The sequence below is a fragment of the Tuberibacillus sp. Marseille-P3662 genome (assembly GCF_900178005.1).
In the GTDB taxonomy this organism is placed as follows: Bacteria; Bacillota; Bacilli; order Bacillales; family Sporolactobacillaceae; genus Marseille-P3662.
Genome location: NZ_FXBS01000006.1, coordinates 174,250 through 187,186 on the forward strand (window position 1 = coordinate 174,250; position 12,937 = coordinate 187,186).

Annotated in this window: 10 protein-coding genes; all 10 read left to right on the forward strand. The window is 38.4% G+C overall.

Translation table 11 applies throughout. The features are described from left to right. The first annotated feature begins 12 nt into the window (after positions 1-12). The 10 genes from B9Y89_RS09405 (at position 13) to rbsK (ending at position 12,924) form a co-directional block, all read left to right on the forward strand. A complete protein-coding gene (locus tag B9Y89_RS09405; RefSeq protein WP_085522981.1) occupies positions 13-519 on the forward strand; it encodes a TRAP transporter small permease in 507 nt (168 codons plus the stop codon). Continuing rightward, positions 510-1,817, forward strand: a complete 1,308-nt coding sequence (locus B9Y89_RS09410; protein WP_085522982.1) for a TRAP transporter large permease — start codon at positions 510-512, stop codon at positions 1,815-1,817. Before B9Y89_RS09405 ends, B9Y89_RS09410 begins: the two co-directional genes overlap by 10 nt. 186 nt (positions 1,818-2,003) lie before the next feature. After that, a complete protein-coding gene (locus B9Y89_RS09415; protein ID WP_085522983.1) occupies positions 2,004-3,302 on the forward strand; it encodes an ABC transporter substrate-binding protein in 1,299 nt (432 codons plus the stop codon). A 353-nt stretch (positions 3,303-3,655) separates the two neighbouring features. Continuing rightward, positions 3,656-4,525, forward strand: coding sequence for a carbohydrate ABC transporter permease (locus tag B9Y89_RS09420; RefSeq protein WP_085522984.1), 870 nt, complete (start codon positions 3,656-3,658; stop codon positions 4,523-4,525). 75 nt (positions 4,526-4,600) lie between these two features. Next, on the forward strand, positions 4,601-5,383 hold the full coding sequence (locus B9Y89_RS09425; RefSeq protein WP_085524689.1) for a carbohydrate ABC transporter permease: 783 nt from the start codon (positions 4,601-4,603) through the stop codon (positions 5,381-5,383). 251 nt (positions 5,384-5,634) lie between these two features. After that, positions 5,635-7,878, forward strand: coding sequence for a rhamnogalacturonan lyase (locus tag B9Y89_RS09430; RefSeq protein ID WP_085522985.1), 2,244 nt, complete (start codon positions 5,635-5,637; stop codon positions 7,876-7,878). A 101-nt stretch (positions 7,879-7,979) separates the two neighbouring features. After that, a complete protein-coding gene (locus B9Y89_RS09435) occupies positions 7,980-9,389 on the forward strand; it encodes a family 4 glycosyl hydrolase (protein ID WP_085522986.1) in 1,410 nt (469 codons plus the stop codon). Positions 9,390-9,734: 345 nt separating this feature from the next. Next, positions 9,735-10,541 carry a DeoR/GlpR family DNA-binding transcription regulator gene (locus tag B9Y89_RS09440; protein ID WP_085522987.1) on the forward strand — a complete coding sequence of 269 codons (807 nt, stop codon included), beginning with the start codon at positions 9,735-9,737 and terminating at the stop codon, positions 10,539-10,541. A 720-nt stretch (positions 10,542-11,261) separates the two neighbouring features. Continuing rightward, positions 11,262-11,951 (forward strand): ribulose-phosphate 3-epimerase, encoded by a 690-nt coding sequence (gene rpe / locus B9Y89_RS09445; RefSeq protein WP_085522988.1) that lies wholly within the window; start codon positions 11,262-11,264, stop codon positions 11,949-11,951. A 25-nt stretch (positions 11,952-11,976) separates the two neighbouring features. Then, entirely contained in the window at positions 11,977-12,924 is a 948-nt protein-coding gene (gene rbsK / locus B9Y89_RS09450; RefSeq protein ID WP_085522989.1) for a ribokinase, read from the forward strand. Positions 12,925-12,937: the final 13 nt, after the last annotated feature.

Consider the following 12,937-nt stretch of genomic DNA (forward strand, 5'->3'; position numbering starts at 1 on the left):
GGGGACATTACTTTGAATCAAGTAAAACGCTGGTTAGATCTAATGCTATTAACAGTAGCTAGTATTCTCATTATATTTCTAGTTGTAGGCGCTATATGGCAGGTGTTTACACGCTTTGTCCTTCAGGACCCAAGTATTATGACTCAAGAAGTGTTGCGATTCTCTTTGATTTGGATCGCGGTCATCGGATCTACTTATGCATTTGGTCAAGATGAACATTTAGCATTAACCTTTCTAAGAGACAAAATAAAAGGTCAAGCTCATAAGAGACTGCGCTGGTTCATTGATCTAATGGTTATTGCATTCGCATTATTTGTATTAGTGATCGGCGGATTTACAATTTCGAATGCGACAATGGCGGAGTTATCTCCTATACTAAGCATTCCAATGGGGTTGATCTATGGTGTTTTACCTGTTTGTGGTATTATCATCATTTATTATCAAATTATAAATATGACAAAACGTCAAGAAGTCGAAGCATTAAGTGTGCTTGAAAAGGGTGAGCATGAATGGATGTAACCGTTTGGACGGGGATTGTATTATTTGGACTATTTTTCTTATTTCTTTTTATCGGTGTACCGATTTCTGTCAGTATTGCTGTGGCAGCTTTTGCGGCAGCATTGATCGTGTTGCCGATGACACCTTCTTTGCTGGCTATCTCCCAGCAGTTGATTACAGGTGTGGATAGCACAGTGCTTTTAGCCCTTGTTTTCTTCATGCTTGCTGGAAGTATTATGAATAATGGTGGGATTGCCGACCGTCTAATTAATTTAGCAAAACTATTCGGTGGACGGATGTCGGGTTCACTAGCCCATACTAATATTATCGGTAATATGCTATTCGGTGCTATATCGGGTTCGGCTATAGCAGCAGCTGCAACGATGGGGCGGATTATGCACCCGCAGGAGAAAAAGGAAGGATACGATCCTTCTTATTCTGCAGCTGTCAATATCGCTTCAGCTCCGACAGGCTTAATCATTCCGCCAAGCAGTACACCAATCATTTTTTCCTTACTTAGTGGCGGGACATCAATCGGCGCCTTATTTATCGCCGGCTATTTACCAGGTATCTTAATGGCAATGTTATTGATGATCGTTGCTTATATTATGGCGAAACGCGCCAACTATTCTGTTGCTAAGAAAACAAATAGTGGGGAAGCACTCAAAGTTTTTCTTCAGTCGATTCCGAGTTTGCTATTAATCATTATCGTTATTGGAGGAATAGCCGGCGGCGTTTTTACGGTCACTGAAGGTGCTGCAGTTGCTGTTTTCTATGCGGCGATCCTTAGCTTGGTCTATCGGCAGCTTAAGCTTTCTGACGTTCCAAAGATACTTAAAGAAACAGTTATCTATTCCGGAATTATTTTGCTCCTGATTGGTGCTTCAACAGCCATGTCATGGGTGCTATCATATGCAGGTATCCCTCAGGCGATTACGGGGGCATTGCTTTCTATAACCGATAATACATCTATCCTCCTACTCATTATGCTCTTAATTTTATTAGTGATCGGGACTTTTATGGATGTGGCACCGGCATTATTGATATTCACACCTATTCTTTTTCCAATTGCGACACAGATGGGTATCAACCCTGTCCACTTCGGCATGATTATGACGATGGCACTGGCTATTGGTGTTACGACACCGCCAATTGGTACCGTTCTATTTATTGGGAGCAGTGTCAGTGGTGTTCGTATTGAAAAAGTTATTCCAAAGCTTGTTGTCTTTTATATTCCGTTAGTCGTGGCTTTAATCCTGGTTGCGTTTGTTCCGCAGATCAGTTTGTTTCTTCCGCGTTTGTTTGGATTGGTAGGATAAATAAAATAGTACAGCAGTGTACTATTTTATTTGTTTTTTATTTTTTGAAAATAATGACATTACCAACATAAAACAAGCGAATATCTTATGATTTAAAACTCTAGGAATCTATCCCAAATAAGGAGGTGACCAAAAGACCAGCAGTTTATTATAGAAATCTATAATCTAAAAGGGGAGGACAAGAGCATGAAAAAAAAGACAATGTGGGTTTTGGTTGTAAGCGCTTTATCAATGGTCCTGTTTTTAAGTGGATGTAGTAGTTCGGAGAAGTCTGGAGGGCAATCAGGTGATAAAACGATTAAATTGATGTGGTGGGGATCAAAAGATCGAAATGATATGACATCGAAGGCTATTAAGCAATTTGAGAAGGAAAATCCTAACATTAATGTGACACCTCAGTTTTCAGGTTGGGATGGGTATTGGTCGAAACTTTCAACACAAGTTGGAGGGGGGACCATACCAGATGTGATTCAGATGGATAAAAAGTATCTTCGGAACTATGCGACCCGTGGTGTTTTGAAGGATTTAAGCGGCTTAGATATTAACTTTGATGCGTTAGATTCGGGAAGTGTTAATTCAGGAAAAATTAATGAAGAATTGTATGGTATTCCGACAGGTGTGAATGCCATTACATTAATTTATGACCCAGCGATGTTAAAAAAGGCAGGGATTACCATTGATTCAGAGAAAAGCATGTCCTGGACCGATTATGCAAATATAGCTGAGAAAATTTCGAAAAATTTACCAGATACTTACGGAACGCAAAATGAAATGGGTTGGATGGCTTTATTTAAATTTTATGCCCGTGATCACGGTGAACATTTATATATAGAGGGAGAGAACTCCGTTAAACTCGGGTTTAGTAAGCAGACGATGACTGACTGGTTTAATTATTGGTTAGACCTTCAAGAAGAAGGAGTTGCGCCGCCTGCTGAATATACAGCTTCATTTAACTGGGGTGAAATAGAAAAATTCCCAATTGTGAAAAAGAAGACACCCTTTAGTTTTGCTTTCAGCAATCAATATCCCACAATTGAGAAATTCGCTAATCGAGATCTTAAGATGGCAATGTCTCCAAGCTTAAACAATGGGAATAAGCCTTACTTTTTAAAACCAAGTATGTATTGGTCAATTTCAAAAGATACGAAGCATCCTAAAGCTAGTGCCAAGCTTGTTAATTACCTTTTAAATAGCTCAAAGGCAGTCGAAATCATAGGTACTGATCGTGGCGTACCAATCAACACTTCGTTCAGAAAAGAGTTAACAAAGAGTGCAACAGGTGCGAAAAAAGAAGTCATATCTTTTGTTAATCATGTTGGAGAGGTAGCAGGTGATGCGCCTCCAGTAGATGCTTCGTCGGCAGGTCAATTAGTCGATTTGTTAAATGATATTTCCCAGAAAGTTCAATTTAAACAATTGAGTCCAAAAGAAGCAACAAATCAATTCTTTGACAAAGCAAAGTCAGCTTTAAGTGAAGATCATTAATCAAAGTGGTCTACTTGCTAAATAGTGATATATAGGGAGGTGTTTCCTTCATCCGAATATGTATTGGACAGTATTCAAGTTAACGGGAAATGCCCCCTAAAAGATGCTACTAATCAATTTATCACTGAAGCTGAATCTAGTTAAAGTAGGATTGCAGATATCTTAGTCGATGATCTTAATAAGAAGTGTCTCTTTCAGGTCATTTTAAAGAAAGAGACACTTAATTGACGAATTATACCATTAATTGATAACGCTGACTTAAAGAATAACACCATTTTGCTGTGACCAAAGTTACATATAGCAGCATGTAACTGAGTTGAAGTTTTAATAAACAATGAAAGGTGGCAGATGTTATGGCAGCATTGCGACGAAATCTTACTGCTTATGGTTTTCTAATGCCATGGCTATTAGGTCTTCTGGTTTTAACATTAGGATCGTTTTTTTTCTCAATTTATCTTGCTTTTACTCATTATGATTTATTATCTGCACCCCAGTGGGCAGGATTGAGCAACTTTAAAAAGATTTTAAGTGATGAACTGTTTTATACTTCATTAAAGGTCACCATTCTTTATGTTGTTGTATCCGTTCCATTACGTTTAATATTTTCACTCTTAGTTGCCGTTCTTCTTAACCGGGATATAAAGGGAATTGGGATTTATCGAGCGCTCTTCTATGTTCCATCGCTGATTGGTACAAGTGTTGGGGTTGCGATTATGTGGAGAAATATTTTTAGTGATGAGGGGCTAGTCAATGATGTTTTAGGCATGGTTGGCATAGAGGGTGTTTCCTGGATATCGGATCCTCGCTTTGCTATTTATGTGATTTGTTTATTAAGTGTCTGGCAGTTTGGTTCTGAAATGATCATTTTTTTGGCCGGCCTAAAACAAGTACCAGAAACTCTATATGAAGCAGCTGCAATTGATGGAGCATCTAAAATCGGACAGTTCTTTCATGTCACTGTTCCCATGGTATCACCGCTCATATTTTTTAACCTAGTCATGGGTACGATTAACGCGTTTATGGTCTTTACTCAAGGTTACATCATTACTGAAGGCGGACCGATTAATTCAACTCTTTTTTATGTTCTCTACTTATTCAGGCAGGGATTTGAATACTTTAATATGGGTTATGCTGCGGCTTTGGCTTGTATATTCTTAGTGATTATTTCTGTGTTTGCAGGCTTTTTGTTTCTTACATCAAAATTCTGGGTCCACTATGAATAAAGGTAGGTGTCAAAATTGAGTAAAAGATTGGAACCTTTGTGGATACACTTGATCCTTATAATATTGAGCATTATTATGATTTATCCGGTTTTATGGATGTTTTTTTCCTCCTTTAAACCGGCATCAGAAATTTTTTCGACGGCAGGACTTTGGCCGCAGGAATGGACGTTCCAAAACTATATAATAGGATGGCAAGGGGTAGGCGGAGTTGGCTTTGGAACATTCTTTATCAATTCATTTATTATTTCAACTTTGGTGGTTGTTGGAAGTTTATTTATTGCAACATTAACAGGTTTCGCTTTTGCACGCCTAAAGTTCAGATTACGAGGGGTCTTTTTTAGTCTAATGTTGGCAACGATCATGCTCCCGTTTCAAATTACACTTATACCACAATATATTATTTTTCATGAATTAAGTTGGGTTAATACCTTTCTTCCATTAGTGGTTCCGAGTTTTTTAGGAGTGAGTATTACACCATTTTTTATTTTCTTAATGGTTCAATTTGTTCGTGGGATTCCAAAAGAGCTTGATGAGGCTGCTATTATTGATGGTTGCAATACGTTTCAGCTTTTCTGGCGGATTATTTTACCTTTATCAAAACCTGCGCTAATTACCATTTCAATTTTTGCCTTTTACTGGACTTGGAATGACTTCTTCAGTCAACTGATTTACTTAAGTGATCCGGAGAAATACACGGTGGCAACAGGACTCAATATGTTCTTAAGTAATACAGGTAATAGTCAATGGGGCGCATTATTTGCTATGTCGATTTTGTCAATTATACCAGTCATCGTTATTTTCTTGATTTTCCAGAAACATTTAGTTAAGGGCATTGCTACCTCGGGATTGAAGGGGTAGTCGCCAAAAATAATGTGTTTATTGCTTAACAACTTGAGAACTGAAAGTGCTGACATCTTCCTGATTGGAGGTGTGAACCATGAGCATGGAACGCCTGGCATCTCGCTGTCTCTTAATGTCCAGGTAGATGCGTATAAATGAGATGTTGCTTAGGGGTAGGTGGGTGTGATTATTAGAAAGGATGGAAGGCTACTGCTTTGGTCACTTTCATAATTCTAATGCAAATCTGCGATTTAAAGGAGCTATAAATAATGGTAGCAAAGTTAACTTGTTTTCTGAGGAAGCCAACGTTTTTACTTCTAGGATTTCTTTTAATAGCATCGATCAGTGCACCTCAGTCTGCTGCAAGTGCAGCATCTGAAAATAATAGCGAAAAAAAAGTCCGCCAAATTGAATTTCTTAATCGGGGGCTTGTGGCTGTCAAGGTTGAAGATGGCGTCTTTGTAAGTTGGCGTTTATTGGGAACTGAAGCGAAAGACATTTCATTCAATTTATACCGTGACGGTAAGAAGGTCAATACATCTCCAATAACATCTAGTACCAACTATTTAGATCATGATGGAACATCACAATCAACCTATCATGTTCGAGCCGTTCTAAATGGAGAAGAACAATCAAAATCAGAAACAGTGAGTGTATGGGGAAAGCAATATTTATCCGTTCCACTTCAAAAACCTGAGGGAGGGACGACTCCCGACGATGTCTCCTATACATACAGTGCCAACGATGCTAGTGTAGGTGATCTGGATGGCGATGGTGAATATGAGATTGTGTTAAAGTGGGATCCATCTAATTCTAAGGATAATTCGCAATCCGGTTATACCGGTAATGTGTTGATTGATGCCTATGAGCTTGATGGAACCCGTCTATGGAGAATTGATTTAGGAAAAAATATCCGTGCGGGTGCGCACTATACACAGTTTATGGTGTATGACTTAGACGGTGATGGTCAGTCAGAAGTTGCTATGAGAACCTCAGATGGATCGGTTGATGGAACGGGGAAGGTCATCGGTGATCCAAACGCTGATTATCGAAAAGACGACGGTTATATATTGAGTGGGCCTGAGTATCTTACGGTGTTTGATGGTAAGACGGGCAACAACCTTGTTACAACTCCATTTTCACCGGCCAGAGGCGATATTTGTGATTGGGGGGATTGCTATGGCAATCGCGGAGACCGCTTTCTTGCAGGCATAGCGTATCTTGATGGTGTAAGGCCAAGTCTCATTATGGCTCGTGGATACTATGAAAAAACGATGCTCACAGCCTATAACTTTAGAAATGGTAAGCTAACGAAATTATGGACTTTTGATAGTGATGATCCTGGCAATGAAGAATATGCTAGTCAGGGAAACCATAATCTAAGCATTGCGGATGTGGATGACGATACTAAAGATGAAATCATTTATGGTGCAATGGCCGTTGATGATGATGGAACAGGCCTGTACACAACAGGCTTAGGGCACGGAGATGCGATGCATTTAGGTGATCTGGACCCCAACAGACCAGGGCTGGAAGTGTTTCAAGTTCATGAAGAGTATCCAAACAAAGCTGGTATGGAATTCCGCGATGCTGATTCTGGAGAGCTTCTTTGGGGAATTCCAGTTGAGGATTATGATGTCGGAAGAGGATTGTCAGGTGATATTAACCCTAATTATGAAGGAGAAGAGGTTTGGGCTGTTGACGGACCCTGGAATAGTTCGACAGGTGGCGTCTATACAGCGAAAGGTAAGAAAATTTCAACAAAAATTCCGCCGGCCAATTTTGCTATTTGGTGGGATGACGATTTACTCCGTGAAACCTTGAACCATAATTGGGATTCACAAAAGAAAGTTGGCGTTGGAACCATTGGCAAATGGGATTATGAGAACAAGAATATGGTCAATCTGTTAACGGCAGATGGAACTTATTCCAATAATGGCACCAAAGGCAATCCTAGCTTACAAGCTGATATTTTAGGTGACTGGAGAGAAGAAGCGATCTGGCGGACAGATGATAGCAGTGCTTTGCGGATTTATACAACGACATCCGTCACTGATCACCGTATATATACCCTTATGCACGATCCGGTCTACAGGTTAGGTGTTGCGTGGCAAAATGTAGCCTATAATCAACCTCCACATACGAGTTTCTATCTTGGTGCCGGAATGGAAAATCCACCGAGGCCAAATATTTACACAGTTATATCTGCCAATGTAGACATAAAGCCCGAAACTCTGAATTTAAAGAGTAAAGGCGGTAAACAATCTGTCACGGTAAAAATAGCATTATCGACTGATGGATCGACTGTTGATGGTTCATCGGTAAACCTGCATGTAAATGGTCAAACGGTTGAAGCTCAGGCCGTATCCAATGGTCGTGTTATTAAGTTTAATAGACAAAAAATAATAGAAATACTTGGAGAGAAAAATGGGGATGTAGAAATCACCATAACTGGGTCCATGAAAAATGGTGATACTTTTTCTGGGACAGATACAATCAGAGTGATTCATTAAATTCGTGTTCAACCTGTACTATTCGTGGAAGGAGTTTTACATTCATTTACAATACTCCCCACTTTCTTTTTGCAGATCGTTATTTAATAGGAGGGCTTTTGATGGTGCGTACCCAAAAAGAAGCAAAGGATTTACAAATTGCTTATATTGGTGGTGGTTCAAAAGGATGGGCTTGGGGATTGATGAGTGACCTTGCTATGGAAGAACGCCTATCTGGTACTGTTAAACTTTATGATATTAATTTTGACGCTGCCTATGATAATGCTATGATCGGTAATTCACTATATGATCGTAGTGAAGTCTCCGGGAAATGGAAATATGAAGCCGTTAGAACAATCGATGAAGCCTTACAAGGTGCTGATTTTGTCATTCTTTCCATTCTACCGGGGACATTTGATGAAATGGATTCAGATGTTCATCAACCGGAACAATATGGTATCTATCAATCAGTTGGGGATACCGTGGGTCCGGGGGGGATGGTTAGAGCGTTACGAACGATTCCTATGTATGTTGAAATCGCTGAGCATATAAAAAAAACATCGCCTCAAGCCTGGGTGATCAACTATACGAATCCGATGAGTCATTGTACTCGAACCCTGTATGAAGTTTTTCCGGATATTAAAGCGGTTGGTTGCTGTCATGAAGTATTCGGAACACAAAAACTGTTAGCTGCAATGCTTGAAGATTTAAAAGGAATCCGTGATATTGATCGTAGTGAAATTAAGATAAATGTCCTTGGTATTAATCACTTTACTTGGATTGATGAAGCGTACTATGAGGATATCAATTTACTTCCGCTATACGAAGAATTTGTTGATAAGTATTACAAACAAGGTTTTGAAGGCGCAGAAGAAGATCATTGGATGAATAATCATTTTGCATCTGCAGAGCGGGTTAAATTTGACTTATTTAAGAAATTTGGTTTAATTGCAGCCGCCGGTGATCGGCATTTGGCCGAATTTATGCCCCATTCATGGTATTTGCAAAGCCCGGAAAAGGTGAGAGAGTGGAAATTCAATTTAACGAAAGTGAACTGGAGAAAAGAGAATCGAACGCATTTATTAGAAAAAGGTAAGCGCCTAAAGGATGGCACAGAAACATTTGAACTCAATCCCACAGGAGAAGAAGGGGTTGGCATGTTGAAAGCCCTGCTAGGGTTAGGAGATTTAATAACGAATGTTAATCTCCCTAACACAGGGCAGATGCCTGATTTGCCACATGGTTCTGTTGTCGAGACCAATGCTTTGTTCAGTTACGACAGCGTTCGACCTTTAGTAGCAGGAAAATTGCCGAAGCCAATCAATAATATGGTCGCCCATCATGTTGAAAATCAAGCGATCACGCTTGAAGCTGGGCTAAAAAAAGATAAGAAACTAGGATTCCAAGCCTTTGTTCAAGATCCTTTAGTTGATCTTGCTCCTGAACAGGCAGAAGAGCTTTTTGAAAATATGCTTATAAATACGAGTGATTATTTGCCGGGTTGGGATATATATAATAGCTTATCAGTTTAAAGATTGTTAGGCTGGATTTATAGAAAGAATAAAGAGGGATGGGGTTGGAATTAGTTTTGAACGTAAATGGTTGAGTAATTATTGTAGAGCTGATCTCAAAGGATAAAATGAAGGAACTAAAAATAAAATTTGTTAGACAAGAAGTAAATGTAAAAAAGGCGGTCTATCAGAATCAGTCTGTTGGTACCCCAAAATTACGAATTTTTGTCTTAAATCATAAATAAAATCACATAAAACAAATAATTATTTTCCAATAAAAAACTTTTTGTTGTTGTTTTTGTGTTAGTAATTTGTTAATATGGCTATATAGTAACCAATAATAACTATATTAAGGCGTGAATTGACATGATGAAGGATACAAATACTTCCAAAGATGCTGTTGTTTTTCTTAATGAACGTCAACATAATATTATCGATCTTGTCGAAAAAAAGGGATCAGTCAGAGTAGCGGATCTCAGTAAACAATTCGAAGTTAGTGAGGAAACAATTAGACGTGATTTTGAGAAATTAGAAACAGAGGGATTTGTTGAACGGAGACATGGTGGAGCAGTTCGAAGTCAAAAACAGGACGAGTTAGAAATACCAGCTTTAAAAAGACAAGCAATGAACATTCAGGAAAAAAATATAATAGCAGCAAAAGCTGCATCTATGGTAGAAGATGGGGACATAGTTGGAATCGATGCAAGTACGACTGGACTACAAATGACAAAATATCTTAAAGACAAAGAAATAACAATTATAACTAATTCAATTGGTGTCACTTTGGAATTTGCTAAAGAAGAATTGATTCAAGTTATTCTCGTTGGTGGTTATTTGTCAGAAGGTTCTATGTCTCTTGTTGGAAACTTCGCAGAAAGGGTCATTCAAGATTATCATGTAGATAAATTTTTCTTTTCTTGTCAAGGGGTCGATTTTAAAAGAGGGATTAGTGAAATACATGAAGCTCAAGCATTAGTTAAAAAACAACTTTTTTCTATATCTGAGAGACTGTTCCTATTGGCTGATAACAGCAAATTTGGAGAGAAGTCCTTATTCCGCCTGTGTAATCTTCAGGATATTAATTATCTTATTACCGACAATAAAGTGTCCATTAATAAGGTACGGGAACTCAATGATTTAGGTGTTAAAGCATTGATTGCCGATAAAGCATAAACATTTTTAATGGGTTCAGTTTAGTCTTGAAAAAGCAACCAACCCTTGGGAGGCCATTTGAAAAAATTGAGTTTATTTTACATATGGTTTCTTGAGGCAATAAAAAGCTTCCGAATTTGGATATTCACCTAAAATCGGAAGCTTTTTTATAGGATAAAGGGCATTATTTAACCGTAATTTTCATAGGTATCCTTATATTTACAGTTTGTATGCATGTCAGTTTGACTTGAGGTTGATGTTACATCATATCCGTGTCAATGCTTTAATTAACTATTCTTCGCTCTACTTATACCGTTCCTTTGCTTTTTCTATAAGTATTCACTGTCTTGAACATCTATTTGTTTGGTGTGTCCCTCCAACAAAATATATCCTCGTTTTGGCTCTTCTGTTTACAAGCTGAATTTTGTTTCCGTGCATAATTCAATATTCCTAAAGAAAAATGGGCATCAAACCATTGATCTATCAAAACCCAAAACATTGTTCAAACAAAAACCACAAATTCATATTGATAACAACATTAAGTGTTGTTATAATAAGTTTAATCCCAAATTTGACACCGGTTACATAATAGTGAATTAAGTTGGTTTTGTGTTTATCGGTTGGTTTTTTGTTGTGTATCGCGTGAATGATTTTTTGTTTATATAGTGAACTCAAATCATATAATTTTTAACCTATTAATTATCTGAATATTAAAATTATGGTAAATGAGGGAGTGATAATATGGCAACTATTGGTCCGTCAATAATGTGCGCTGATATGGGTAGGCTCCAGGAATCAATCATCCGCCTTCATGATGCCAATGTGGACTTTTTTCATTTTGATATTATGGATGGGAAATTCGTACCGAACTTTACCATGGGCCCTGATATGATTAAAAGTTTGCGCTCACATAGTGGCAAACCGTTTGATATTCATCTGATGATTGAAGAACCTGAAAAATACATTGATCTTTTTGCGGATGCGGGAGCTGATATGATTTCTGTACATGCAGAATCTACAATGCATTTGCAACGAACACTTCAAGCTATTCGTGGCAAGAATATAAAGGTAGGGGTTGCATTGAATCCTGCCACTCCCCTTAGTTACTTAGACTATATTTGGGACACAATTGATTATGTTACGCTAATGACCGTCAACCCAGGATTCGCTGGACAGAAATTTATTCCATTAACTCTTAATAAAATTCAACAATTAAAACAGCAGATTGATGAAAAAAACTTAAATATCACTATTCAAGTTGACGGAAACATTAGTTTTGAAACGATACCGCAAGTCATTGCTAATGGAGCTGACATGCTAGTTTGTGGAACATCTTGTTTGTTTAAAAAAAATCAGACACTGGAAGATGCAACAGCAAAATTAAAAAACTTTATTACTAAAATACCGGAATATTCCCCGGTGAACGCTTGATTTTTCAAAGAGAGGGGGATGGATCATGTGTATTACCGTAGTTGGAAGTATCAACACCGATGTTGTGGCACTGACGGATGATTATCCTCAACGAGGGGAAACCAGATTCGGAAATTCAATAGATTATTTGTCAGGGGGTAAAGGGGCAAATCAAGCAACATCGGTTGCAAAATTAAGTAAGGGCGTAAAGATAATTGGCGCGGTTGGCAATGATCTTTATGGCGATAGATTGATTGATAGTTTAAACGAAAACGGGGTAAGTACCCATTTTATTAAAAGATCTAATACATTCTCAACAGGTACTGCCATTATAACGATAGATCAAACAGCGGAGAATACCATGCTAGTATTAAAAGGAGCAAATGATGATTTGCTGACAGACGATATAGAAAAGGCGTTTGAAAATATAAACGATAGTGACGTTCTTCTTGTACAAATGGAGGTTCCACAGGATACTGTGATTCGTGCTATGCAGCTAGCAAAACATAAAGGAATGCAAGTGATCTTAGATCCGGCTCCTGCGGAGGGTATTACTGTAAAAGCATTAGAGTATGCGGATGTGATAACCCCTAATCGCCAAGAAACAAATCATTTAATTGGTATTGATGTAACAAATATTGAAACCGCTGTCAGTGCAGCAAAAGCATTTGAAAATATGGGCGTCAGCAATTCCATCATTAAAATGGCTGATAAAGGCTCCGTCGTTTATCGGAGTGGTCACTGGGAGTATATTGAGCCGATTAATGTTCAACCACTTGATACTGTTGGTGCTGGTGATGCTTTTGCAGGTGCTATAGCATGCAGTATTTCCGATGGCTATGATCTCGTTGAAGCAGCCAAATTTGCGAATATTGTTGGTGCACTAAAAGTTACAAAATTAGGGGCACAGACAGGAATTCCAACACTAAATGAGGTTCATGCATTTTGCGAGGAAAGAGGATTAACTTGTTCTCAGTTAGAGGCAACAAGATAAAGGGGGTTACTTG